The organism is Bradyrhizobium sp. UNPA324 (genome assembly GCF_006658635.1).
In the GTDB taxonomy this organism is placed as follows: Bacteria; Pseudomonadota; Alphaproteobacteria; order Rhizobiales; family Xanthobacteraceae; genus Bradyrhizobium; species Bradyrhizobium nanningense.
On sequence record NZ_LFJD01000004.1, the window covers coordinates 7,194,889 to 7,217,646 of the forward strand.

The following is a 22,758-nucleotide window of genomic DNA, read 5'->3' on the forward strand; positions in this document are numbered from 1 at the left end:
ATTTCGCGCTGTGGTTGGATTCTTTGTTGCGATTCGGCGCCCTTAAGTTGTTCGACGAAGTCTCGGTGAAACAGAGGGCTGCTATAGTTGCATGTTAGGTAACTGGCCCTGCTCCTTTTATCGCACAGACAATCAAGTCAACCAAACGGCCATTGAGCTTTGGAATTGGCGCAGTCTGTGAACGGGCTCATATCGAAGAGTCAATTTGAGGGCTACGTTCACCGCGAAAATTCGCGTCGGAATATCAAGTCAAACGATGGGGGTGATCATGCCCGCCATATTAGAGTTGCTCTATCGTGAATATTGCCGCGCCGTCTTGCTGAAATGCGGAAACAGCTTCTGATCGCAACTGAACGCGCTCAAGCTCTGGACGTGGATCATCATCCTGCAGATCGGGGTGACGATGACGAGACGGACATACATCGCAGACCCGATCACCGCGCGCCGTACTGAAGCGGCCCGACGGCGGGCAACCTCTCCCGCGTAGCAATGACCAAGCAATTGGCGACAGTTTGGGAGCCTGCAATGAATACACCCGAATACTATACTGTCATGGTGGCCTGCCTCTCGTGCCTGACCATTATCGGAATGATGGCCGCCGGGGCGTGGTGAGCATAACCGACTGCTGAAGCACGATCGCCGTGGGGGACCGAGGCCGCCGGCAAGCACGTTCAATCCGCCCCTTGGCACCGGACGCAGCACGCGCCGGACTGCAACGTCCGTCGATGGACGCCAGACCTTCGCCTCGCTTCGGCTTGCAGACGTGATTGTTTCTGGGATGTGAGCGTTGCCGCCGCCTGCAACGCCTGCGGCGGCTTCGCTCTAGGTCCGGATATCAGCCTCCGGGCGGCGTATACGAAGAACGCAGCTTCGCCGCGTTCTGGCGAACCTGCTTGATCTCGTCCTGCGTGAACAACCGAGTCAGTTTCACGTTCTGCAGGGTGCCTGCCGTAACGGTCAGTCCGGAAATGGCCGGAGCCGCACCCGGATCAGGCACATCGAAAATCACCAGAACGCCTGGGCCGTCGGTCGCAACGCTGTACATCGAAATCAGCTTTCCGCCGGCCGCCTCGATAAGTTTCCTGGCCGCTTCCTGGCGATTGGTCGTGGGATTTTCCAGGATGGCGTTGAGCGCGTGTGGCGTGTATTGTCCGGTGAGGCAAAAATGCATGGCATGTTCTCCTCTGAACTCTTAGCAATACCTCTTCCTGCCGTTCCGAGCTGTCGTTACGGCCGTCGCATCTGAAATGATGAAGATACACTGCCCGCCGTGGGCATAAACGCCGCCGATGATTTCCGGAAGTTCGGCACGTCCCGGTGACGGCTCTCATGGAAGGCTACATCAACTCCCGAATTTGCGGAAGAGACTTTGTCAGCCGCGACATGACAGCTCGGTTCACACATCGCATCGCGCTAATTAATTCTCCATCACACGTTGCCTTCGCGCAGGGGAGCGAGGCGCAATCTTCGCGGAATAGCCTTGCCTCTCTGCGAGATCATCGCCTGCTGAATCGTCGCTCGCGCGCCTTGTAGAGATGATCGCTGATGAGCCGCCGCAGCGCGTCCGGGTCGTCGAACTCGAGCTGGACGGCAAACGGCACGATGTCGTCAGGCACATCCTCTCTGCCGCGCAGGCGTGCGAGGTCCTTTTCCGTCGTCACCAGCGTGAGCTGCTCGCGCTGGGCCTCCGCCGTAAGGGCCGAGATCTCGTCGCCCGAGAACATGTGATGATCGGCGAAGGCGCGCGTGCGCGCGACCTCGATGCCGCAGGCTCGAAGGGTGCGGAAGAAGCGTTCGGGATCGCCGATGCCGGCGAAGGCGAAGACCTTCTGGCCGAGCAGCCGCGCGAGCGAGGCCGCATCCGGCATCAACCGTGCGCGCAGCTCGGGCTTGTTGCGCTTGGCGAGCTCGGCGGCGACATCGTTGGCGGCGCGGCCGTCGCCGATCAAGACCAGCGCGTCGGTGCGCGCAAGCTGGGCCTGCAGCGGCGCGCGCAAGGGGCCGGCGGGAAACACCTTGCCGTTGCCGAGGCCGCGCTCGCTGTCGATCACGATCAACGAGGCGTCCTTGAGTAGGCGCGGATTCTGAAAACCGTCGTCCATCACGATCACGGTCGCGCCCTGCGACTTCGCCAGCGCGACCCCGTCGAGGCGATCGCGCGCGACCGCGACCGGGACGTCGCGCGCCATCATCAAGGGTTCGTCGCCGACATCGGCAGCGGTGTGGCGTTCGCGGCCGACCATGACTGGGCCTTTCAGACGCCCGCCATAGCCGCGGCTGAGCACCACCGGCGTCTCGCCAAGCTCGCGCAGCAGCTTGGTCAGCGCCAGCACGGTCGGGGTCTTGCCGGCGCCTCCGACATGGTAATTGCCGACGCAGATCACGGGAAGGCCGGCGTCCGCGCCCTGGCGCAGCATGCGCCGTTCGGCAATCGCGCCGTAGAGCGCTCCGAGCGGCCATAACGCATACGACGGAAGAGAGCGTGGCCGGTACCAGAAGGCCGGCTCACGCATTGGCAGCCCCCATCTCGATCCGCAATTGCAGCAGATAGGGCTCGAGCGCCGTCATGGTGCGATCCAGCGCGCCGCCGAGCTGCTCGACCACGCCGGTGCCTGCGCGCTGCATCTTCTCGCGCAGGGCGGGATCGGCCAGCAACTGGCCGAGCTGCTTGACCAGCGATTCCTGCGTGTCGGCCTGCCGCGCCGCGCCGCTCGCATCGAGCGCCGCGAAGACATCGGCGAAGTTGAACACGTGCGGACCATGAACGATGGCGGCCCCTAACTTGATCGCCTCGATCGGATTTTGCCCGCCATGGCGGATCAGCGATCCGCCCATGAACACGATTGGCGAGAGGCGATAGAACAGGCCGAGCTCGCCCATGGTGTCGGCGATATAGATGTCGGTCGTTGCGGTCGGCAGCTCCTCGCGCGAGCGCAACGCCGGCGTCAGGCCCGAGGCCGTGACAAGGCCTGCGATCGAAGAGCCGCGATCGGGATGGCGCGGCACGATCATTGTGAGGAGCTGCGGGAAGAAGCCGACCAGGCTGCGATGCGCCGCGACCAGCATCTCGTCCTCGCCCGGATGGGTCGAGGCCGCGACGATGATCGGCCTCCCGCGCGTCATCGCCATCAGCCGCTCGAGCTTGCCGGGATCGGCGGGCGGCGCCGGCACGTCGAGCTTGAGATTCCCTGTCGTGACGACGTCGCGGCCGCCGAGCGCAGAGAAGCGCTCGGCGTCGGTCTTCGACTGCGCCAGACAGATATCGAAGCGCGACAGCAGCGCCGAGATGGTGCCGTGCATGCGCTGCCAGCGCGGAAAGGAGCGTGGCGACATCCGCCCGTTGATCAGCACCATCGGCACCCGGCGTGCCGCGCCGGCGAGGATCAGGTTCGGCCACAAATCGGATTCGATGAACAGCGCCAGCGACGGCTTCCAATGGTCCAGGAAACGCGCGACGTAACGCGGCGAATCATACGGCACGTATTGATGGATGACGTCGGGCGGAAATCGCTTGGCGACCACCGCGGCCGAGGTGACGGTGCCCGAGGTGAGCAGGATGCGCAGATTGAGATCGCGCAAACGTTCGATCAGCGCCCCCGCGGCCAGGACCTCGCCGACACTGGCACCGTGGATCCAGACCAGGGGACCATGCGGCCGCACGTCCCGCGACAGGCCGCGCCGCTCGCCGACGCGCGCGGGGTCTTCCTTGCCCTGCCTGAGCCGCCGCTTGATCAGCGCAGGCGCAAGCGGCACCAGGCCGGAGGCCAGGCGCCGATACATCCGCAGCGTCATCGGCAGCGCAATGGGCAGCGATTTAGGCATCTTGCGGCCCCGGGCGGCCGAGTTGCGCATAGGCGCGGCGGGTCGCCTCGTTCAACGTCTCTTCCAGCTCCAGCCGCAACGCTTCCATCGTGGCGGCGTCGGCATCCGCGGGAACGTGGATTTCCCTGATGCCGACCAAGGCGCCCCGCCCGAATGGCAGATTGATGGTGGTGCGGTCCCAATTCTTCAGCCGGATGAAGCGGCTGGTCGCCATCGCGAAAGGCATGATCGGCCGCCCGGATTCCCGTGCCAGCATGATGATGCCGAGCCCGGCCACGCGCGCGCGCTTGGGGACATCGGCGGTCAGCGCGACATTACAACCGTCCTGGAGCGTCCGCACCATTTCCTTGAAGGCGCCGACCCCGCCCTTGCGGTGGAAGGCGCTGCCATGGTCGCCGGAACCGCGGATCAGGCCGATGCCGAGCCGGTCCACCGCGATGGCGTTGAACTCGCCGTCGCGGTGACGGGAGATCAGGACCTTGGCCCGGTAGGATTCCTTGTTCTTGATGAAGGGGGTGAGGAAATGCTGGCCGTGCCAGAACGCGAAGATCGCGGGGATCTGCGGCTCGACGCGTTCATAGACGTCGGGCGGATCGAACGTGAATTTGTTGGTCCGCCAGACCAGACGCAGATATTCGGCCGCCAGAACCCCGACGGCACGCTGAAACCAGCTGCTTCGCAGCGTATTGCGAAGCAGTCTTTTCAACGCGCCGGTTCTTGATTCGGGTCGAGCAGCCGATGGAGATGGACGATGAAATAGCGCATCTGCGCATTGTCGACCGTGCTCTGCGCCTTGGCCCGCCAGGCGGCGTGGGCGGTCGCATAATTCGGATAGAGGCCGACGATCTCGACGTCGTCGAGATTCTTGAAGATGTTCTGCTCGAGATCGACGAGCTCGCCGCCGATCACGAGGTGAAGCAGTTGTTGCGGGGCACTATCTGGCATCAGTTCTGTTCCTAACGGGCTGCCCGGCAAAGCAATGTTCGACAGGCACGACGACGAGCGCTTCAGGCCAAGGGGCGGTTTCGAAAATGCGCGACAATGCCCGCATGACGATCGCGCCCCGCTGCCACCAGCACTCCGTGCGCCACTTCCCGGCGGTTATAGAGGATGGGTTCTCCGGAGAGGTCGCTCATCCTACCATCGGCTTCCTGCACGATCAAATCGGCCGCCGCAAGGTCCCAATCATGGCTGTTGCCCCCCGCAAAAGCCGCATCCAGCGCGCCATGGGCGACCCGGCACAGGCGCAGCGCCAGCGAGCCGATTCGCGGATGCAGCTTGATGTCGCCGAGTGACGGCTTCAGGCGCTCGACCAGGGGTTTGGGGCCGGCGACGCGGGCAAAGTCCAGTTCGGCTCCGGAGGTCGCCCGCACCGGGACGGCGTTGAGCGTCGTGCCTCGGCCGCGCGCGGCGAAGAAGAACTCGCCGCTGGTCGGCGCGAACACCGCGGCCAGCACGGGCGAGGCATCCTCGACCAGCGCGACGCTGACGCACCAATCGTCATGGCCGCTGAGGTAGTTGCGAGTGCCGTCGATGGGATCGACGATCCAGGTCAGCCGCCGCGACAGCCGGGCTGCGTCATCGGCGCTCTCCTCCGAGAGCCAGCCATAATCCGGCGTCGCGCTGCGCAAGCGCGTTTCGAGCAGATCGTTGACGGCGATATCGGCTTCCGAGACCGGCGAGGAGGCGCCCTTGGTCCACTTCTTCAGCTCAGTGCGGAACATCGACTGCGCCAGCGCGCCCGCTTCTCGCACCGTGTCCTGCAGCAGCGCGGCGTCGCGCGTCAGGATCGTGTCGTTCGCGTCAACGTCCGCCAAGGGTCAAACCCTCGATGCGCACCGTCGGCGCATTGATGCCGTAGCGGAACTCGAGATTGTTCGCGGGCTGCATTGACTTGAAGATCTCGAACAGATGGCCGGCGATCGTCACCTCGCTGACGGGATAGGTGATCTCGCCGTTCTCGATCCAGAAGCCGGAGGCGCCGCGGCTGTAATCGCCGGTAACGCCGTTGACGCCGGAGCCGATCAGATCGGTGACGTAGAAGCCTTGCTTGATGTCGGAGATCAGCTCGGCGGGGCTCGGTGTGCCGGGTTCGAGATGCAGATTGTAGGGCCCCGGCGAGGGCGAGGAGGAGACGCCGCGATGGGCGTGGCCGGTGGTGGCGAGGCCGAGCTCGCGCGCGGTGGCGCAATCGAGCAGCCAAGTCGTCAGCACGCCCTCGTCGATCAGCGCGGTTTTCTTCACCGCGACGCCCTCGGCGTCGAAGGTCTGCGAGCGCAGGCCGCGCTTGCGCAGGGGATCGTCGATGATGCGGATGTTCTTCGCAAACAGCTGCTGGCCGAGCTTGTCCTTCAGGAAGCTGGTCTTGCGCGCGATCGAGGCGCCGTTGATGGCGCCGACGACATGTCCGACCAGCGAGCCGGCAACGCGCGGATCGAACACCACCGGCACCTTGCAGGTCTCGACCTTGCGCGGATTGGAGCGCGCCACGGTGCGCTCGCCGGCGGAGCGGCCGACGACCTCAGGCGACAACAGATCGGCGGCGTGCGGTGCCGAGGTGAAATCGTAGTCGCGCTCCATGCCGGTGCCCTCGCCCGAGATGGCGGTGGCCGAGATCCCCTGGCTGGAGCGGAGATAAGAGCCGTGGAAGCCGGTCGAGGTGACGAGCACCATGCCGCCGATCCCGGCGGAGGCCGAAGCGCCGCCGGATTTGGTCACGCCCTTCACGCCGAGCGCGGCAGCTTCGGCCGCGAGCGCGCGACGCTCGAGCTCGCTGGTGGCGGGCACGTCGGGATCGAGCAGATCGAGATCGGGGAAGTCGCGCGCGAGCAGCGCGGGATCGGCGAGGCCGACATATTTGTCGTCGGGCGCGACGCGCGCCATCGCGACCGCGCGTTCGGCAAGCTTGGTCACGGCATCGCCGCTGACGTCGTTGGTCGAGACCACCGCCTGGCGCTGGCCGACCAGCACGCGCAGGCCGACATCGTCGCCCTCCGAGCGCTCGGATTCCTCGACGCGCCCGTCGCGCACCTCGACGCCTTGCGAGACGCCGCGCACCGCGACCGCGTCGGCTGCGTCCGCGCCCGCGCGCTTGGCCGCCTCGACCAGCCGCTGCGCGAGATCGGAGAGCGCGGACTGATCGAACAGGTCGCGATGGGCTGTGGTCGAGCTTGCGGATGGTGAAGAGTTCACGAACGAAATCCTGTTGGGGCGGGGTGCGGGGCCGGAACCCACAGATGTGCCCTGATCGCGCGGACTTCAAGCATTTTCAGCCCGCCAAAAGCTCAGATTCGCACCATCGGCGCAACGTCTCGTCAATCATGCGCGCCAAGGTCTTGTCAATCATGAGGAGCAGTGACGGTGGGTTAACCAGCCTTTTTAAGCGGTTTCGGAAGAGCGCGCGCTAAGGTCCTCGCATCGACCGGGAACATAATCCCGGCGGGGAGAACGAAAGCCGTGAGGCGTCAAACAGCAACATGCGGGGTCAACCCCGCCGGGTCGAGCCGCTCTCTGCGGCTCGACCCTCTTTCCCTTCCGGTCCGCTTCGATGCGCATGACCCGCGCGCCGACGGATATGTCAGGCAGATCGAGCTTCATCGCGAACGTGTCGTGCTGCGCCGTGCCGTCCGCGGCATGCAGATGGCGATCAACGTCCGCGTCAGCGACTTCATCGGCGTCGCGCTGCGCGGCAACGACGAGGCACAAGCCCTCGTCCTCGTGCATCGCGATCCCTCGCTCTCCGTGCCGCTGCTGGTCGGGGCCGATGGCGACGAGCTCAATGAGGCCTGGGCGATCTGGAGCGAGCTGTTCGCGCTGCCGCAACTCGATGAAGGCGCGTGCAAGCCTGCAGCCCGCCGCCGCCGCGCCAATGCGATACGCGCCCGCCGCCCGAAATTCTTGATGCGCAGGCGCCCGGGTGTGGCGCGCGAGCTGCCGGTTCATCGCGAAGAACGCGAGATCATCGCGCGGAATTGACGGTGCCGTAGGGTGGGTTAGCCCTGCGATAGCGCGGAGCGCAATCGCTCGGCGTAACCCACCTCTTTGCTTTCCACTCGGATAGAAGTTGGTGGATTACGCTTCGCTAATCCACCCTACGCAGTCGCGTCACGCCGACCGCATCGCCGCGTCCGCGAGCAATCCCGCGAACAGCAGCAAGCCCGCATGCTTGTTCGACTTGAACAGGCGCAGACACAGCTCGGGATCCTCGATCCGCAAACGCACGATCTGCCACGCCAGATGCGCGGCGAAGGCGGCGAGCCCGAGCCAGGCCGGCCAGCGCGCCTCACCTGAGGCCAGCGCGACGCCGATCAGCATCACCGACAACCCGTAGAACAGGATCAGCGCCTGGTGCGTATGGGCGCCGAACAGGCGTGCGGTGGACTTGATACCGATCAGCGCGTCGTCCTCGGCGTCCTGATGCGCGTAGATCGTGTCATAGCCGATCACCCAGGAAATCGCGCCGGCATAGAGCACCAGCGCGGTGAGGTCGATGCGGCCGAAGGTGACGGCAAATCCCATCAACGCGCCCCAGGAGAAGGCAAGCCCGAGCACGATCTGCGGCCACCAGGTGATCCGCTTCATGAAGGGATAGATCGCGACGATCAGGAGCGATGCGATGCCGGTCGCGATCGCGAAGCGGTTGAACTGCAGCAGCACCAGAAGGCCGATCAGCGCCTGCACGACCATGAAGGCCAGCGCCTGCTTCGTGCTCACCTGCCCCGACGGCAGCGGCCGCGAGCGGGTGCGCTCGACCTTGTCATCGAGGTCGCGATCGGTGATGTCGTTCCAGGTGCAGCCCGCTCCGCGCATGACGAAGGCGCCGATGAAGAACAGCACGATGGTGAGCGGCAGTCCGCGGACGTCATGCGCCATGCCGCTCGCGAGCGCCGCCGACCACCAGCATGGCATCAAGAGCAGCCAGGAGCCGATCGGACGATCGAAGCGGGACAATCGGAGGTAAGGCCGCGCCCATGGCGGCGCGAGCGTATCGACCCAGTTGCCGGTGGAATCGGCAACGCGGGCGGATGTGTCGCTCATCGGGTGAGGACGTTGCCGTTGAGCGTGTCGAAGGTGCTGCCGCCCTTCTTGCCGGCATTGGCCTCAGGCGCCGAGCCCGACCCCAGCACCTCGCTCAGCGACGGGCCTGCGGGGCGTGCCTGCTGCTGCTGCATCTGCGTCGCGACGTTGCAGACCTTGATCGCCATGGCCTCGGTGTTCTTGTGACCATCCTTCATCTGAGCACCGACCTGCGGCGGGATTCCGCATTTGGCGGCGTTGCCCTCGATGTACTTGATCATCTTGGTCTCGGCCTGGCTGAAATTGCGGATCAGCTTGCAGGCCTCGTCCGGCGGCGCGTGACGGTCGCTCGCGGCCTTGATCAGCTTGCCGCGCTTCTCGGCCTCTTCGCGCAACGGCATGAACGCCTTCATGCAGTCCTCGCCGGGGCCGGCTTGCGTCGGCGGAGCCGCGCCGAAAGCACCGGGACCACCGATCGGCGCGGCGCCGTTCACGGGAAATGACGATTGCGGAGCCGCACCAACCGAGGCGGTCGGCGCCGAACCGTTCACTGGAGGAAACGCCGAACTGGCGGGAGCCTGATTGGGCAGGGGCGCGGGGAACGCGCTTTGCGCATAAGCCCCCGCGGCACCCATGGTGACCATGGCGGCAGCGATCGGAACCATCAAATGACGGATCATCAAGAAAGTCTCTCCGGCAGGAGCTTACGGGGCCCAGCGTCTTCCCAATAGAAGCGCAACCAGCGTGCTCGCGATTTTACGATTCCCGCCGGCGCTTAACAACCCGCCGAATAGGGCAAGAGCGCGGCGCGCCGACGCAGCGGTCTGGCAATATTTACCCCCAAAATGGCCGCTTTCGGTTAATAACGGCGCCGAATTGGACTTTTGAACGATGCCCTCCCACGATTTTCGCGCCCCCCGCCTGTTCGTCGACGCCCCCCTTGCCCAGGACGCCAGGGTCGCGCTCGACCGCGACCAGAGCAATTATCTCGGCAACGTGCTGCGGCTTGCCGCCGGGGCCGAGGTTTTGGCGTTCAACGGCCGCGACGGCGAGTGGCAGGCCGCCATTGAAGGCCGCAAGCGACCGGACGGCCTTCTCATCCTCCAGCAGACCCGGCCCCAGGACCGGCTAGCCGACCTCGCTTACGTCTTCGCCCCGCTGAAGCATGCCCGGCTCGACTACATGGTCCAGAAGGCCATCGAGATGGGCGCCGCCGCGCTGCATCCGGTCCTGACCCGGTTCACCCAGGCCTCGCGGGTCAACACCGAGCGGATGCGGGCCAATGTCGTCGAGGCCGCCGAGCAATGCGGCATTTTGAGCATCGCCAATGTCGCCGAGCCGGTCGCCTTGGAGCGCTTCCTCAGCCAGCGCCCGACCGACCGCCTGCTGATCTTCTGCGATGAGGCCGCGGACGTCGAAAACCCGGTCCAGAGCCTGCAAGCCGCGCGCGCGGCCGGCCAGGGTATCGACGTCCTGATCGGCCCCGAAGGCGGCTTTGCCGAGGAAGAGCGGGCCCTGCTGCTGCGGCAGCCCAAGATCCTCCGGCTGGCCTTGGGCCCCCGGATCATGCGGGCCGACACGGCCGCCGTGGCGGCGCTGGCGCTGGTGCAGGCGGTGCTGGGCGATTGGGGAGGCAAGAACGCCTAGCGTTCGCTGAGCGATCGTATTTGCGAACGCAGGAGGCCGTCATGGCCGGGACAAGCCCGGCCATGACGATGAGTTGGGCGACCGTTAAGCGATTGATCCTTTGGAGGTCGAAACCGCTTTCGGGCCATGCTAAGGGCTGCGCAACTCCTGCCTTCCCCTTGCCCTGCCCGGTTCCACCGGGACGATGGACCTCTGTCATGACCGCGACTGCCACCTCAAATGCTGCCGGCTCCGCCGCCTGGGCGGATACGCTGCTGTTGTCGTTCGCGCAGGCCGGCTATGTCAGGGCCGAGCCGGCGATCCTGCAACCGGCCGAGCCGTTCCTCGACCTCTCCGGCGAGGACATCCGCAAGAGCCTCTATCTGACCACGGACCTCACGGGCGAGGAGCTCTGCCTGCGCCCGGACCTGACCATTCCGGTCGCCCGCGACTACCTCGCCTCCAGCCGCGCCGGCCAGCCGGCCGGGTTCAGCTATCTTGGCCCGGTGTTTCGTTACCGCAGCGGCCAGGCCAGCGAATTCCTACAGGCCGGCATCGAATCGTTCGGCCGCCAGGACCGCGCCGCGGCTGACGCCGAGATGCTGGCGCTGGCGCTGGAGGCGACGGCCGCCTTCGGCGTCCGCGACGTCGAGATCCGCACCGGCGACGTGGCGCTGTTCAACGCGCTGCTCGATGCGCTCGATCTCTATCCGGTCTGGCGCCGCCGCCTGGTCAAGGATTTCAACCGCAAGATCAGCCTGGAGCAGGATCTGGAGCGGCTGGCGGCGGCAACCACCGCGACGCGCAGCGAATATCAGGGCGTGCTCGCAGCCCTTGCCGGCTCCGACCGCAAGGCGGCGCTCGCCTTCGTCACCGACCTGATGTCGATCGCCGGCACCACCAATGTCGGCGGCCGCACCACGGCCGAGATCGCCGACCGCTTCCTCGAGCAATCGACGCTGAAGGGCGGCGCGCTGCCGCGCGAGGCGATCACCGTGCTCAAGCGCTTCCTGTCGATAGCAGGCAATCCCGACGATGCCATCGCCGCGCTGCGCGCGCTCACCATTGATGCCAAGCTCGACCTTGCTGCGGCCATCGACCAGTTCGAAAGCCGGGTCGGCTTCATGGCCGCGCGCGGCATCGACGTGAAGCAGACGCGCTTTTCGACCGCGTTCGGACGCGGCCTCGACTATTACACCGGCTTCGAATTCGAGCTGCATCACCGGGGCAACGGCGCCGAGCCGCTGGTCGCCGGCGGCCGCTATGACGGGCTGATGACCCAGCTCGGATCGGCTGAACCTATTCCCGCAGTCGGCTTCTCGGTCTGGGTGGATGCGCTGAACCGGATCGGCCGCAAGGTGGGAGCTTAAGTCATGAGCGCGCCGTTCGTTCTGGCCGTTCCTTCCAAGGGCCGCCTGCAGGAAAACACCGAGGCCTTCTTCGCCCGTGCCGGCCTCAAGCTGTCGAAGGCCGGCGGCGCCCGCGACTATCGCGGCACCATCGCAGGGCTGGACAATGTCGAGGTCGCCTATCTCTCGGCGAGCGAGATCGCATCGCAATTGTCCCGCGGCTTCGCGCATCTCGGCGTCACCGGGGAAGACCTGGTGCGCGAGAACATTGCCGATGCCGACAACCGCGTGTCGCTGATCGACGGGCTCGGCTTCGGCTTTGCCGACGTCGTCGTCGCGGTGCCGCAGGCCTGGATCGACGTCCGCACCATGGCCGACCTCGACGACGTCACCACCGGCTTCCGCGAGCAGCACCACATGCGGATGCGGGTCGCGACCAAGTTCGTCAATCTCACCCGGGCGTTCTTCCAGACCCACGGCATCACCGATTACCGCATCGTCGAAAGCGCAGGCGCGACCGAAGGCGCACCTGCGGCCGGCAGCGCCGAGCTGATCGTCGACATCACCACGACAGGCGCGACGCTCGCCGCCAACGGCTTGCGGGTGCTCGACGACGGCGTGATCCTGCGCAGCCAGGCCAATCTGGTCGCCTCGAAAGAGGCCGATTGGTCGCCGCAGGCGCGGGAGACAGCGCGCATCATCCTCGATCACATCGCGGCAAGGGCGCGGGCCAACAAATACCGCGAGGTCCGCACCCGCTTCCGGCAATGCGATGCCGCCCTGCTCGGCGAAGCCCATAGCCGGTTCGGCGTCGAGGCCCCGTTCGGCGGACCGACCTCGTCAGGCATGCTGACGTTGCACTGCCCACCGGGGCAGCTCTATGCGCTGGCGAGCTTCCTGCGCGAGCATGGCGCCGAGACCGTCTCGGTGGTCTCGCTCGACTACGTGTTCGACCGGAAGAACCCGCTGTTCGCGAAGCTCGAGGCGTTCCTGCGGCGGTGAGTCTCAGGTCCGTTCAGCGTAGCGACAGCAAACCGCAGCTACCATATGCTGTTGAGATGACTTTGAACGCCTCTGGAACCTTGATCGATGACGCTGGGCTCTGACGTATCAGGCATGACGACCAATGCGGCCAGCGCCGCCGCGAAGGGACTGTCGATAGTCGTCCCCGTCTACAACGAGGCGGCGGGCCTCGCCGCCCTGCATCAGCGCATCTGCGATCTCGCAAGGACCTTGCGGGAGCGCTATCGGCTGTCTTGCGAGATCGTTTATGTCGACGACGGCAGCAAAGATGCGACGCTGGCGATCGCACGTAGCCTGCCGGCCGACGCGATCGACGTCCAGGTGGTGTCGCTGTCGCGCAATTTCGGCAAGGAGGCGGCGCTGATGGCCGGCCTCGACCATGCCCGGCTCGGCGCCGTCATGTTCATGGACGGTGACGGCCAGCATCCGCCGGCCCTGATCGAACAGCTGGTGCGGCACTGGATCGAAGACGGTTATGACGTCGTCTACACCGCCAAGGCGCATCGCGACAACGAGACCTTCCTGCGCCGCGTCGCCGTGCACGGCTTCTATGCGCTGATCAATTGGGGCGCACGCCAGAAGATTCCCGAGGACGCCGGCGACTTCCGCCTGCTCTCCCCGCGCGCTGTCGCCGCGCTCAGGCAATTGCCCGAGCGCAACCGCTTCTTCAAAGGCCTCGCCAGCTGGATCGGATTCCGCCAGATCCGTGTCGATTACGAGCCCTCGGCGCGCGCCCATGGCGTCACCACCTTCAACGCCGCAAGCCTGCTTGGCCTGTCGATCGAGGGCCTGACCTCGTTTTCGGTGGCGCCCTTGCGCTTCGCCAGTCTGCTCGGCGTCATTCTCGCCGGAGGCGCCTTCCTGTTCGGCCTTTCGATCCTCTGGGAGGTGTTCACGACCGGCAAGCAGGTACCCGGCTATCCTTCGCTCGTGATCGGCCTGATGACGATCGGCGGCGTGCAGCTCATCATGATCGGCATCGTCGGCGAATATATCGGCAAGATCCTCTCCGAGCTGAAGGCGCGCCCGATCTACTTCGTCGCCGAGCACAGTGAAAAGCACTTCGAGACTGACAAGGCTGACGACGCCGCGAAGAGGACGGCGGCTGAATGAGCGCGGCCGCGGACCTGCGGCGGATCTGGCTCTGCGCCGACGATTACGGTATCAGCCCGGGCGTCAACCGCGCCATCCGCGACCTGATCGAGCGTGGCCGCCTCAACGCCACCTCGGTGATGATGGTGGGTCCGGCAATCGAACGCAGTGAGATCGAGGCGCTCCAGGCGTCCGCGACGGCGAGCCCGCGCTGCGCGATCGGATTGCACGTGACGCTGTCGGCGCCGTTCCGCCCCCTGACCATGCACTTCCGCCCGCTGGACGGCGACATGTTCATGCCGTTTCCCAAGCTGCTGCGCGCCGGAATGCTGCGTCGGCTCGACCGCGAATTCTTCCGCAACGAGGTGAAGGCGCAGCTGGCCGCCTTCGCGGAGGCGTTCGGCCGCGCGCCCGACTTCGTCGACGGCCATCAGCATGTGCAACTCTATCCGCAGGTGCGCGACGGCTTCGTCGATGCGGTCGTTGATGCCGCGCCGAACGCCTGGGTGCGCCAGGGCGGTCGCGACCTGCCGCTGGCGCAGCGGCTGGCTTCCCCCAAGGCCATGGTGCTCGACATTCTTAGCGCGCAATTCCGCCGCCGCGCCGGCCGCGCCGGCCTCAGCTTCAATCCCGGCTTTGCCGGCGCCTATGACTTCACGCGGGCGGTCGATTTTGGCGAGCTGATGCGGCAATTCCTGGAAGGCTTGCCGGATGGCGGCCTCGTGATGTGCCATCCCGGCTTCGTCGACGATGTCCTCGCCGGCCTCGACCCCATGACGGATGTCCGCGAACGCGAGCACGCCTATCTCTCGGGCGAAGCCTTCGCGCACCTGCTCGCGGACAGCCGCGCCACGCTGGGGTGAAGCCGCGAAAAACAAGCCGCGAGGCAGGTTGTCGCATACCGAAATTTAATCCGGCCGGCACTGTTGGGGCCACAATGGAACCCTACATCTCCTGCGCGCTTGGTTTTGCGCTCAGGAGACAGATCATGACGCCGCAGGAACGCCAGCTCGTCGACGACCTTTTTGACCGGCTTTCGAAACTGGAAAATGCACCGCGCGATCCCGACGCGATCGCCGCCATCTCCGACGGGCTGCGCAAGGCGCCCGGCGCGGTCTATGCGCTGGTCCAGACGACGCTGGTGCAGGACGAGGCGCTGAAGCGCGCGAATGCCCGCATCCAGGAGCTGGAAGCGGCCCGTGCGCCCGAGCCCGCACAGTCCGGCGGCTTCCTCGACACCATGCGCGACACGCTGTTCGGCGGCGGCCCGTCGCGCAGCTCGGTTCCGAACGTGCCGCCGCGCGAGCAGCGGCCCGTCTGGAACAGCGGCGGAGCGATGCAGCAGGGCCAGCCGGGTTACGGCGCGCCGCCCTACGGACAGGCTTACGGTCAAGGCCAGGGCTATGGCGCTCCGCCGGTCGGCGGTGGCGGCGGCTCGTTTCTTGGCACGGCCGCGGCGGCCGCGGCCGGCGTCGTCGGCGGTTCGCTGCTGCTGTCCAGCATCCGCGGCATGATGGGCGGATCACACCAGCAGGCCTTCGGCGACGCCAATGCCCTCGGCGACCGCGGCGCTGGTGGAAGCCCTTGGGGCGGCAGCGACCAGTCCGGCGGCTCGCTTGCGCGCGATGCCGGCCTTGACGACATCGGCGCGAACCGCGATTCCCGCCAGGGCTTCTCCGACCAGGCGTCGAACGATCGGGACAACAACGATCAGGACTACGACGACGATCACGACGACAACGTCGACATGGCCGACGACAGCGACTTCGGCGGCGGCGACGATGGCGGCAGCGATTACGCCTAGGCAATTCGAGCGACAGACGTGGAACGGCCGCCTCCGGGCGGCCGATTTCTTTCGAGGCAGAGCTCAAGCGTCCGCTCGGCCATCACCTGCAAGGAGGCCATTCGATATAATATGACTAGTGCATGCGGCGCTTGTCGGAGAGCACTGAGCAGAACGTCACGAGACGCGCCTGACTTCACCATACACAACAAAATCGCTCTCCGACACGTGCAGCACGTAGACTCCCGGATTTCCAAATTTGGACATGGGTGTTCAACTGGAAGAACACGTTGCTTGCCACACGTCGTGGCTGCCTCTCTTGGCTAAAGTCGGGGGTTTCGAGAATGAGTCCACTTCAGCAGCGCATTGCAAGCCTGAGCGACGTCACAACACATCTCATCACCGAATTGTACGAGTTGGAGGGACTGCACGAGCGCATCAGGAAGGCGGAGCTGTCGGTGCGGCGCTTGAACCGCTCGGCTCGCGCACCGCATCCGGCCTCGTCAACTCGTCGTCGCCGCTCGGCCGTCACTCGTCTCGGGTTGCGGCACCGTCAGCAATCATAGACCCTTCAGGCAGACGTTCGGCGGCGGCAGCGCCCGCCTGGATGCCGCGCATTTCGGGTCGGCGCGGCAATCGGATTTAATCGCTGCATCGAGCGCATGACGCTTCACATCACCACGACCTTGGTGCCGACATTGACGCGGCCATAGAGATCGATGACGTCCTCGTTGCGCATGCGGATGCACCCCGAGGAAACATTGGTGCCGATGGTCCAGGGCTCGTTGGAGCCGTGGATGCGATAGAGCGTCGAGCCCAGATACATCGCGCGGGCGCCGAGCGGGTTTTCGGGACCGCCTTCCATGTGCCGGGGCAGATCGGGGCGACGTGCGATCATTTCCGCCGGCGGCGTCCAGTCCGGCCATTCGCGCTTGGCCGTGATCGACTTCACGCCGGACCAGGTGAAGCCGGGGCGCCCGACGCCGATGCCGTAGCGCATCGCCCGGCCGTTGCCCTCGACGAGATAGAGGAACTTGTTCGGCGTATCGACCACGATCGTGCCGGGACTTTCCTTGCCGCTATAGTCAACGAGTTGTTTCTCGAATTTCGGGTCGAACGCGCGCTGCCGCGGATCGACCGCCTCCTGCTGGAGCGCGCCCTGCTGATATCCGCCTTGTTGATATCCACCTTGCATCTGCGGCTCGCCCATCGGCGGCAAGCGGCGCTGATCGTAATAAGCCGGCTGCTGCTGATACACCGGCTGCTCGGGCGCGTAAGCCGGGCCGCGGCCGGGACCGTCGCCGAACAGGAACTCGATGAAGCCGCCGCCCATGTTCGAATTGGAGGCGACGCGCACCGGGGCCGGCGGCGCCTGCGGCGCATAGAGCACCGCGGGCGGATCGTTCGGCACGGTGTTGTCGAAGGCGCTGGCGTCGTTCGCGCCGACGATGAAGGTGCAAGCGCTGCCAAGCAGCGCAACGGACATTTTCTTGAACATCGACGTACTCTGTACTGTTTCGTCTAGATCACACGCGCCGTGGAGAGCTGATGGCTGGTCCGCGCCCCCGACGTGGTCAATAAAGAGCAAAAGCCGTTTTGTTTGGTAAACAGAAACGGCATTCGGATTCACCACATCGTCAAGCGCGCGGCAATTTGGCGATCAGCCTTTATTTTCGATGAACGCGGCGCGGCCATGGTTAATCGCTTCTTTGCGCGCCGTCGCGCGCAGCCGCACAACAGTTCCTGCCGTGAACTTCGTGTTAAATCGCTTCTGCCTAAAAAGGCGCGTGAGTGAGGTGGGGGGAGTATCCTGATGGCTGTTCACCGCAAACGTTTTCGCGTCGAGGACATCGTCGGTGGCGAGATGCCGATTCTTGACGTAACCGAAGAGGCAGGCCCGATGCATAGCGAGATTATGGCTGAGCTACGCGCGATCCGCGCGCAGATGGCGAAGGGCACTACCCCGCTGTCCGGTAGCGCGGCCATGGCGGCGATCGACGCCTCCACCGCCCACGAGCTCTCCGAGGCGCGTACCATGCTCGATACCTATCGTGCGCAGATCGAGCAGTGCGAGAAGCTGAAAGTCGAGCTCGACCTGATCCATGACGCCATCGACCGCACCAAGCGCGAGATCGCGACGCTGCACGGCAAGAGCTTTGACGGCGGCGAAATGGCCAAGGTCAATGGCGAGCTCGGCGCGGTGGTCGGCGGCACCGAGCAGGCGACGCAGCAGATCCTCGAAGCCGCGGAATCGATCGACCAGGCCGCCAGCGCGATGTCCAAGGTGGACTCGATCGACCAGCAGAAGCGGCTCGCCGACGACATCCAGGAACGCGTCATCTCGATCTTCGAGGCCTGCAACTTCCAGGACCTGACCGGCCAGCGCATCAGCAAGGTCATGACCACGATGAAGTTCATCGAGCAGCATATCAATGCGATGATGGACATCTGGGGCGGCGTCGACGCGATCAAGTCCCACGTGCCGGCGCCGGTCGACAATCGCAGCGAGGACGAAAAGCTTCTCAACGGTCCGAAGCTCAACGGCGACGTCGGCCACGCCTCGCAGGACGACATCGACGCGTTGTTCGACTGAGCGAGCGCGGACTACGGAATAGCAAAACGCCGGCCCTTGGGCCGGCGTTTTTGTTTGCCGTCATTGCGAGGAACAAAGCGACGAAGCAATCCAGACCGTCTCCGCGGAGACAATCTGGATTGCTTCGCTTCGCTCGCAATGACGAGAGGTTAGACCGAAGGTCGCCTCACGCCCGCGGCGCGCAGCGGACGTAGACCATGTTGCCGTAGCGGGTGGCGGCGTCCTTGTCGATGAAGCGGGTGATCAGGACGCGGCCGTCGAAGGAGACGATTTCGCGGTCCTGCTCGCCCGGGGTCGGCCCCGCCGGGCCGATGTAGTTCTTGCCGCTCGGCGAGCCCTTCAGCCGCAGCTCCTGGGGCGTCGCCTGGTCAGCCAGATGCATGATCACGCCGCCGGAGGAGCCGGCGGTGATCACGTAAGGGTTCTTGCACTGGGCCCGGGCGGCAGCCTCGGTGCGGGCGCGGTCGGCCGGGTTCTGGAACGAGGCCAGACCCCAGCGGCCCACGATCTCGTCGGCGCGAATGGTCGCAGGCATTTCCGGGGCAGTGCCCGGCTCGGCTTCGGGCGGCGGCGAGGACGACGAGAAGGACGGCAGGCTCATGCCGCCGCCGCAGGCGCCCAGCAGCAGCGCCAGACAAGAGGCGGCCGCCAGATTGGCAACCGTGCGCGCGTGAGCTGAACTGATCATGGCATTCCCCCGAACAAGACCATGGCCGCACCCCTCCCGCAGCCAACCGCAAAAAAGCTGCCGGAGCAATGACGTCCTTTGATACGTCGGCGCCCCCAACAAGTTTCCAATGCCACCATCCTATATCCGCCTCACCAATCGCTTAACCACCTTTGCTTGACAGGATCGCGGCCAAGCCATATTTCCGGACCCACTATTAGCACTCGGAAAGCCCGATTGCTAAGCGCGCCGTTCGATCCTCGGGAGAGGGGGTGGACGGAAGCGCCGCCGCACCCACTTCCACTACTTCCGAAGCGAGCCTCCAAAGGGAAACGTCATGGCTAAATCCAAATTTCGTCCGCTGCATGACCGTGTCGTGGTCAAACGTATCGACGCCGAGGAAAAGACCAAGGGCGGCATCATCATTCCGGACACCGCCAAGGAAAAGCCGTCCCAGGGCGAGGTGGTCGCCGTCGGCCCCGGCGGCCGCGACGAGACCGGCAAGCTGACCCCGATCGACCTCAAGGTCGGCGACCGCGTGCTGTTCGGCAAGTGGTCGGGCACCGAGGTCAAGATCGACAACGAAGAGCTCCTGATCATGAAGGAGTCGGACATCATGGGCGTTCTGGCCTAAGGCCACCCGCCTGAACGGCCGCTGAATTGTCGTGCCCGGATCCGAGCGATCCGGGCATCCATCATTCCGCCGGGTTCGATCTTCGGATCCCGGACGTGATGCGACGAGCGAGCGACAGACACATCACGAAACACGAGGGATTGCAGAAATGGCTGCCAAGGACGTCAAGTTTTCCGGAGACGCGCGCGATCGCATGCTGCGCGGCGTCGACATTCTCGCCAACGCCGTCAAGGTGACGCTCGGCCCGAAGGGCCGCAACGTCGTCATCGAGAAATCGTTCGGCGCGCCCCGCATCACCAAGGACGGCGTCACCGTCGCCAAGGAGATCGAGCTCGAGGACAAGTTCGAGAACATGGGCGCCCAGATGGTGCGTGAGGTCGCCTCCAAGACCAACGACCTCGCCGGCGACGGCACCACCACCGCGACCGTGCTGGCCCAGGCCATCGTGCGCGAGGGCGCCAAGGCGGTTGCCGCCGGCATGAACCCGATGGACCTCAAGCGCGGCATCGACAGCGCGGTGGCAGCCGTCGTCAAGGACATCGAGAAGCGCGCCAAGCCCGTCGCCGCGTCCTCCGAGGTCGCCCAGGTCGGCACCATCTCGGCCAATGGCGATGCCGCCATCGGCAAGATGATCGCCCAGGCGATGCAGAAGGTCGGCAACGAGGGTGTCATCACCGTCGAAGAGAACAAGTCGCTCGACACCGAAGTCGACATCGTCGAGGGCATGAAGTTCGACCGCGGCTATCTCAGCCCCTACTTCGTCACCAACCCCGAGAAGATGACCGCCGAGCTCGAGGACGCCTACATCCTCCTGCACGAGAAGAAGCTCTCGGGCCTGCAGGCCATGCTGCCGGTGCTGGAAGCGGTGGTGCAGTCGGGCAAGCCGCTCGTCATCATCGCCGAGGACGTCGAGGGGGAGGCGCTGGCCACCCTGGTCGTCAACCGTCTGCGCGGCGGCCTCAAGGTTGCAGCCGTCAAGGCACCTGGCTTCGGCGACCGCCGCAAGGCCATGCTCGAGGATCTTGCGATCCTGACCGGCGGCCAGCTCATCTCCGAAGACCTCGGCATGAAGCTCGAGAACGTCACGGTCAAGATGCTGGGCCGCGCCGGCAAGGTCGTGATCGACAAGGAGAACACCACGATCGTCAAGGGTGCCGGCAAGAAGCCGGAGATCGAGGCCCGCGTCGGCCAGATCAAGGCCCAGATCGAGGAAACCACCTCGGACTACGACCGTGAGAAGCTCCAGGAGCGCCTCGCCAAGCTCGCCGGCGGCGTCGCGGTGATCCGCGTCGGCGGCGCGACCGAGATCGAGGTCAAGGAGAAGAAGGACCGCGTCGAGGACGCGCTCAACGCCACCCGCGCCGCGGTGCAGGAAGGCATCGTCCCCGGCGGCGGCGTCGCGCTGCTGCGCGCCAAGAAGGCGGTGGGGCGCCTCACCAACGCCAATGCCGACGTCCAGGCCGGCATCAATATCGTGCTGAAGGCGCTCGAAGCCCCGATTCGCCAGATCTCGGAGAATGCGGGCGTGGAAGGCTCGATCGTGGTCGGCAAGATCCTGGAGAACAAGTCCGAGACCTTCGGCTTCGACGCCCAGAACGAGGACTATGTCGACATGGTCGAGAAGGGCATCATCGACCCCGCCAAGGTGGTGCGCACCGCGCTGCAGGACGCCTCCTCCGTGGCCGGCCTGCTGGTCACCACCGAAGCCATGGTCGCCGAGATGCCGAAGAAGGAAGCCCCGCCCGCCATGCCCGCCGGCGGCGGCATGGGCGGCTTCTGAAGCCCATCCTCACCTGACACGATTGCGAAGGCCGCCTCGGGGCGGCCTTCTTTTTTGGGAACGGTGGGCACCGCTTTCCGATTCAATCCACCGCCAAAACCCACTACGGTGGCGCCGATTCTGATTGCTTGAGGATGTCGTCGATGCGCGCGCTTCTGGTTTGTTCGACAGCCCTGTTGGCGGTTCTGCTCGCCGCTTCGCCACATTTCGCCTCCGCCCAGATGAAGCTGTCGCCCAAGGCCGCGGCGCCCGGTGGCGTGGAGACGCGCTATTTCACCTCGATCGACGGACTGATGGACGGCAATGCCGACGTGATCCTGAAGGAGACGCGCCAGGGCAAGGCGGTCACGGCGGCCGTGCTCGACGTCTGTTACCCCATTGCGAAGAATTCCGATCGCAAGGACCGCTTCGTCGTCAACCTCCAGGTCGCGGGCCAGACGCTGACCGGCACCACGCAGAGCTTCAGTGAGAAGGCGCCCGTCAGCGTCAAGCTGCTGCGCAAGCAGAGCGGCGACACCTTCGAGTTTCGCGGCCAGATCAGCATCGGCCAGGCGGTGACCGAGGTCACCTCGCCCGACAATTCCGATCTCAGCGAGAAGGAATTTTTGGACAACCAGACCTCCGACGACGGCATCACGCCGCAGCCGAAGGATTTCACCGACGTGTCGCCGGAGGCGATCGCAGTCAAGGTCAAGCTCGACGCCGCAACCGACTTCCTCAAGAGCCTGAAGGGCCAGGACGTTGAAGTGACGCTGGCGAGCCTCAATGTCGGCTGCGATGCGCTACGCGCAGGCGAGCAGACCATCAACATGTCGGTCGATCCCGAGCGCGCAGGCGCGCTGCTGGCGAAATTCAAGGCGATGCCCGGCGTCACCGCCGCGGGGTGGACTGCGGGCATCACCGAGATGGACCGCACCATTCGCTTTGCCGCGGCCGACTGGCGCGAGGGCGACAAGATCAACCGCAACAAGCTGGCGACCAGTGTCGCGAACGTCTTGAGCCGAACGCTGGCGGCAAAGCCGGTCTCGCAAAGCTTCAACCCCGCGACGGGCAAGCTCAAGCTGGTCTTCAAGCGGCCGAACCAGGATTTTCCGGCGCTCGAGCTGACCGACACGATCGAGGTCACCGGGCTCGTCTCGCCGGACAAGCCCGGCACCACCGACAAGCTCATGCTCTGGATCGGCAGCCCCGCGACGACGACTGCCGACGAGAGCAGCGGCGCCAAGCTCAATCTCTCCGACGACGCCTCGGTCGACGAGGAAGGCGAGCAGCCGGACGACAACGGTTCGATCGAGGCGCTCGCCAAGGAGCTCAAGGGCCAGCGCTGGGACGCCGACAAGTCGGTGTGGAAGTAGCCTCCCGTGCCCCGGACG

Annotated in this window: 23 protein-coding genes; 12 read left to right on the forward strand and 11 right to left on the reverse strand. The window is 65.4% G+C overall.

Annotated elements, in window-relative coordinates; translation table 11 throughout:
* Nucleotides 1–835 precede the first annotated feature (835 nt).
* The 7 genes from UNPA324_RS34530 to UNPA324_RS34560 form a co-directional block, all read right to left on the reverse strand.
* The gene (locus tag UNPA324_RS34530) at nucleotides 836–1,171 is read right to left on the reverse strand and encodes a GYD domain-containing protein (RefSeq protein WP_128921594.1); all 336 of its coding nucleotides are present in this window, start codon (nucleotides 1,169–1,171) and stop codon (nucleotides 836–838) included.
* A gap of 325 nt (nucleotides 1,172–1,496) precedes the next feature.
* Complete coding sequence (gene lpxK / locus UNPA324_RS34535) at nucleotides 1,497–2,513, reverse strand: tetraacyldisaccharide 4'-kinase (protein ID WP_128921595.1); 1,017 nt, start codon at nucleotides 2,511–2,513, stop codon at nucleotides 1,497–1,499.
* The gene (locus UNPA324_RS34540; RefSeq protein WP_141938508.1) at nucleotides 2,506–3,852 is read right to left on the reverse strand and encodes a 3-deoxy-D-manno-octulosonic acid transferase; all 1,347 of its coding nucleotides are present in this window, start codon (nucleotides 3,850–3,852) and stop codon (nucleotides 2,506–2,508) included. The genes lpxK and UNPA324_RS34540 overlap by 8 nt, the downstream gene beginning before the upstream one ends.
* Complete coding sequence (locus UNPA324_RS34545; protein ID WP_128921597.1) at nucleotides 3,815–4,528, reverse strand: lysophospholipid acyltransferase family protein; 714 nt, start codon at nucleotides 4,526–4,528, stop codon at nucleotides 3,815–3,817. The genes UNPA324_RS34540 and UNPA324_RS34545 overlap by 38 nt, the downstream gene beginning before the upstream one ends.
* Nucleotides 4,525–4,767 carry a DUF4170 domain-containing protein gene (locus UNPA324_RS34550; RefSeq protein WP_141938513.1) on the reverse strand — a complete coding sequence of 81 codons (243 nt, stop codon included), beginning with the start codon at nucleotides 4,765–4,767 and terminating at the stop codon, nucleotides 4,525–4,527. The genes UNPA324_RS34545 and UNPA324_RS34550 overlap by 4 nt, the downstream gene beginning before the upstream one ends.
* 62 nt (nucleotides 4,768–4,829) lie before the next feature.
* Entirely contained in the window at nucleotides 4,830–5,639 is an 810-nt protein-coding gene (locus UNPA324_RS34555) for a 3'(2'),5'-bisphosphate nucleotidase CysQ (RefSeq protein ID WP_141938518.1), read from the reverse strand.
* Nucleotides 5,626–7,014, reverse strand: a complete 1,389-nt coding sequence (locus tag UNPA324_RS34560; RefSeq protein WP_181769624.1) for a TldD/PmbA family protein — start codon at nucleotides 7,012–7,014, stop codon at nucleotides 5,626–5,628. Before UNPA324_RS34560 ends, UNPA324_RS34555 begins: the two co-directional genes overlap by 14 nt.
* 264 nt (nucleotides 7,015–7,278) lie before the next feature.
* On the opposite strand from UNPA324_RS34560, the gene UNPA324_RS34565 reads away from it, so the two are divergent.
* Nucleotides 7,279–7,797 (forward strand): DUF6101 family protein, encoded by a 519-nt coding sequence (locus UNPA324_RS34565; RefSeq protein WP_128921601.1) that lies wholly within the window; start codon nucleotides 7,279–7,281, stop codon nucleotides 7,795–7,797.
* Between the two features lie 129 nt (nucleotides 7,798–7,926).
* Here the strand turns inward: UNPA324_RS34565 and ubiA are convergent, their stop codons facing one another.
* Nucleotides 7,927–8,859, reverse strand: a complete 933-nt coding sequence (gene ubiA, locus UNPA324_RS34570; protein ID WP_141938524.1) for a 4-hydroxybenzoate octaprenyltransferase — start codon at nucleotides 8,857–8,859, stop codon at nucleotides 7,927–7,929.
* On the reverse strand, nucleotides 8,856–9,518 hold the full coding sequence (locus tag UNPA324_RS34575; protein ID WP_128921603.1) for a hypothetical protein: 663 nt from the start codon (nucleotides 9,516–9,518) through the stop codon (nucleotides 8,856–8,858). The genes ubiA and UNPA324_RS34575 overlap by 4 nt, the downstream gene beginning before the upstream one ends.
* 211 nt (nucleotides 9,519–9,729) lie before the next feature.
* Here UNPA324_RS34575 and UNPA324_RS34580 point away from each other — a divergent pair, with 211 nt between their 5' ends.
* From UNPA324_RS34580 to UNPA324_RS34605, 6 genes are all read left to right on the forward strand, one after another.
* Nucleotides 9,730–10,485 carry a 16S rRNA (uracil(1498)-N(3))-methyltransferase gene (locus tag UNPA324_RS34580; RefSeq protein WP_128921604.1) on the forward strand — a complete coding sequence of 252 codons (756 nt, stop codon included), beginning with the start codon at nucleotides 9,730–9,732 and terminating at the stop codon, nucleotides 10,483–10,485.
* Between the two features lie 197 nt (nucleotides 10,486–10,682).
* Nucleotides 10,683–11,834 (forward strand): ATP phosphoribosyltransferase regulatory subunit, encoded by a 1,152-nt coding sequence (locus UNPA324_RS34585; protein WP_128921605.1) that lies wholly within the window; start codon nucleotides 10,683–10,685, stop codon nucleotides 11,832–11,834.
* Between the two features lie 3 nt (nucleotides 11,835–11,837).
* Entirely contained in the window at nucleotides 11,838–12,815 is a 978-nt protein-coding gene (hisG, locus tag UNPA324_RS34590; protein ID WP_141938539.1) for an ATP phosphoribosyltransferase, read from the forward strand.
* Nucleotides 12,816–12,902: 87 nt separating this feature from the next.
* Complete coding sequence (locus UNPA324_RS34595) at nucleotides 12,903–13,949, forward strand: glycosyltransferase family 2 protein (RefSeq protein ID WP_128921607.1); 1,047 nt, start codon at nucleotides 12,903–12,905, stop codon at nucleotides 13,947–13,949.
* The gene (locus UNPA324_RS34600) at nucleotides 13,946–14,791 is read left to right on the forward strand and encodes a ChbG/HpnK family deacetylase (protein ID WP_141938542.1); all 846 of its coding nucleotides are present in this window, start codon (nucleotides 13,946–13,948) and stop codon (nucleotides 14,789–14,791) included. Before UNPA324_RS34595 ends, UNPA324_RS34600 begins: the two co-directional genes overlap by 4 nt.
* Nucleotides 14,792–14,916: 125 nt before the next feature.
* A complete protein-coding gene (locus UNPA324_RS34605) occupies nucleotides 14,917–15,732 on the forward strand; it encodes a DUF2076 domain-containing protein (RefSeq protein WP_141938545.1) in 816 nt (271 codons plus the stop codon).
* Between the two features lie 649 nt (nucleotides 15,733–16,381).
* Here the strand turns inward: UNPA324_RS34605 and UNPA324_RS34610 are convergent.
* The gene (locus tag UNPA324_RS34610; RefSeq protein ID WP_164936519.1) at nucleotides 16,382–17,209 is read right to left on the reverse strand and encodes a L,D-transpeptidase; all 828 of its coding nucleotides are present in this window, start codon (nucleotides 17,207–17,209) and stop codon (nucleotides 16,382–16,384) included.
* Nucleotides 17,210–17,281: 72 nt separating this feature from the next.
* Here UNPA324_RS34610 and UNPA324_RS35530 point away from each other — a divergent pair, with 72 nt between their 5' ends.
* Together UNPA324_RS35530 and UNPA324_RS34615 are read left to right on the forward strand one after the other, a co-directional pair.
* The gene (locus UNPA324_RS35530; protein ID WP_164937391.1) at nucleotides 17,282–17,506 is read left to right on the forward strand and encodes a hypothetical protein; all 225 of its coding nucleotides are present in this window, start codon (nucleotides 17,282–17,284) and stop codon (nucleotides 17,504–17,506) included.
* A gap of 18 nt (nucleotides 17,507–17,524) precedes the next feature.
* The gene (locus UNPA324_RS34615) at nucleotides 17,525–18,304 is read left to right on the forward strand and encodes a protein phosphatase CheZ (RefSeq protein ID WP_128921611.1); all 780 of its coding nucleotides are present in this window, start codon (nucleotides 17,525–17,527) and stop codon (nucleotides 18,302–18,304) included.
* A gap of 166 nt (nucleotides 18,305–18,470) precedes the next feature.
* Here the strand turns inward: UNPA324_RS34615 and UNPA324_RS34620 are convergent, their stop codons facing one another.
* The gene (locus UNPA324_RS34620; protein ID WP_164936521.1) at nucleotides 18,471–18,992 is read right to left on the reverse strand and encodes a hypothetical protein; all 522 of its coding nucleotides are present in this window, start codon (nucleotides 18,990–18,992) and stop codon (nucleotides 18,471–18,473) included.
* Between the two features lie 316 nt (nucleotides 18,993–19,308).
* Here UNPA324_RS34620 and UNPA324_RS34625 point away from each other — a divergent pair, with 316 nt between their 5' ends.
* From UNPA324_RS34625 to UNPA324_RS34635, 3 genes are all read left to right on the forward strand, one after another.
* The gene (locus UNPA324_RS34625; RefSeq protein ID WP_028134320.1) at nucleotides 19,309–19,605 is read left to right on the forward strand and encodes a co-chaperone GroES; all 297 of its coding nucleotides are present in this window, start codon (nucleotides 19,309–19,311) and stop codon (nucleotides 19,603–19,605) included.
* A 148-nt stretch (nucleotides 19,606–19,753) separates the two neighbouring features.
* Nucleotides 19,754–21,385 (forward strand): chaperonin GroEL, encoded by a 1,632-nt coding sequence (gene groL / locus UNPA324_RS34630; protein ID WP_128921613.1) that lies wholly within the window; start codon nucleotides 19,754–19,756, stop codon nucleotides 21,383–21,385.
* A gap of 143 nt (nucleotides 21,386–21,528) precedes the next feature.
* A complete protein-coding gene (locus UNPA324_RS34635; RefSeq protein ID WP_128921614.1) occupies nucleotides 21,529–22,740 on the forward strand; it encodes a hypothetical protein in 1,212 nt (403 codons plus the stop codon).
* Nucleotides 22,741–22,758 lie beyond the last annotated feature (18 nt).

Bases quoted from the DNA above. Each gene is read 5' to 3' on its own strand.
- UNPA324_RS34615 (WP_128921611.1), top strand. From the start codon at position 17,525: ATGGCTGTTCACCGCAAACGTTTTCGCGTCGAGGACATCGTCGGTGGC.
- UNPA324_RS34540 (WP_141938508.1), bottom strand. From the start codon at position 3,852: ATGCGCAACTCGGCCGCCCGGGGCCGCAAGATGCCTAAATCGCTGCCC.
- lpxK (WP_128921595.1), bottom strand. From the start codon at position 2,513: ATGCGTGAGCCGGCCTTCTGGTACCGGCCACGCTCTCTTCCGTCGTAT.
- ubiA (WP_141938524.1), bottom strand. From the start codon at position 8,859: ATGAGCGACACATCCGCCCGCGTTGCCGATTCCACCGGCAACTGGGTC.
- UNPA324_RS34625 (WP_028134320.1), top strand. From the start codon at position 19,309: ATGGCTAAATCCAAATTTCGTCCGCTGCATGACCGTGTCGTGGTCAAA.
- UNPA324_RS34585 (WP_128921605.1), top strand. From the start codon at position 10,683: ATGACCGCGACTGCCACCTCAAATGCTGCCGGCTCCGCCGCCTGGGCG.
- UNPA324_RS34600 (WP_141938542.1), top strand. From the start codon at position 13,946: ATGAGCGCGGCCGCGGACCTGCGGCGGATCTGGCTCTGCGCCGACGAT.
- UNPA324_RS34635 (WP_128921614.1), top strand. From the start codon at position 21,529: ATGCGCGCGCTTCTGGTTTGTTCGACAGCCCTGTTGGCGGTTCTGCTC.
- UNPA324_RS34575 (WP_128921603.1), bottom strand. From the start codon at position 9,518: ATGATCCGTCATTTGATGGTTCCGATCGCTGCCGCCATGGTCACCATG.
- UNPA324_RS34610 (WP_164936519.1), bottom strand. From the start codon at position 17,209: ATGTTCAAGAAAATGTCCGTTGCGCTGCTTGGCAGCGCTTGCACCTTC.
- UNPA324_RS34605 (WP_141938545.1), top strand. From the start codon at position 14,917: ATGACGCCGCAGGAACGCCAGCTCGTCGACGACCTTTTTGACCGGCTT.
- UNPA324_RS34580 (WP_128921604.1), top strand. From the start codon at position 9,730: ATGCCCTCCCACGATTTTCGCGCCCCCCGCCTGTTCGTCGACGCCCCC.
- UNPA324_RS34530 (WP_128921594.1), bottom strand. From the start codon at position 1,171: ATGCATTTTTGCCTCACCGGACAATACACGCCACACGCGCTCAACGCC.
- UNPA324_RS34595 (WP_128921607.1), top strand. From the start codon at position 12,903: ATGACGCTGGGCTCTGACGTATCAGGCATGACGACCAATGCGGCCAGC.
- groL (WP_128921613.1), top strand. From the start codon at position 19,754: ATGGCTGCCAAGGACGTCAAGTTTTCCGGAGACGCGCGCGATCGCATG.
- hisG (WP_141938539.1), top strand. From the start codon at position 11,838: ATGAGCGCGCCGTTCGTTCTGGCCGTTCCTTCCAAGGGCCGCCTGCAG.
- UNPA324_RS34550 (WP_141938513.1), bottom strand. From the start codon at position 4,767: ATGCCAGATAGTGCCCCGCAACAACTGCTTCACCTCGTGATCGGCGGC.
- UNPA324_RS34620 (WP_164936521.1), bottom strand. From the start codon at position 18,992: ATGATCAGTTCAGCTCACGCGCGCACGGTTGCCAATCTGGCGGCCGCC.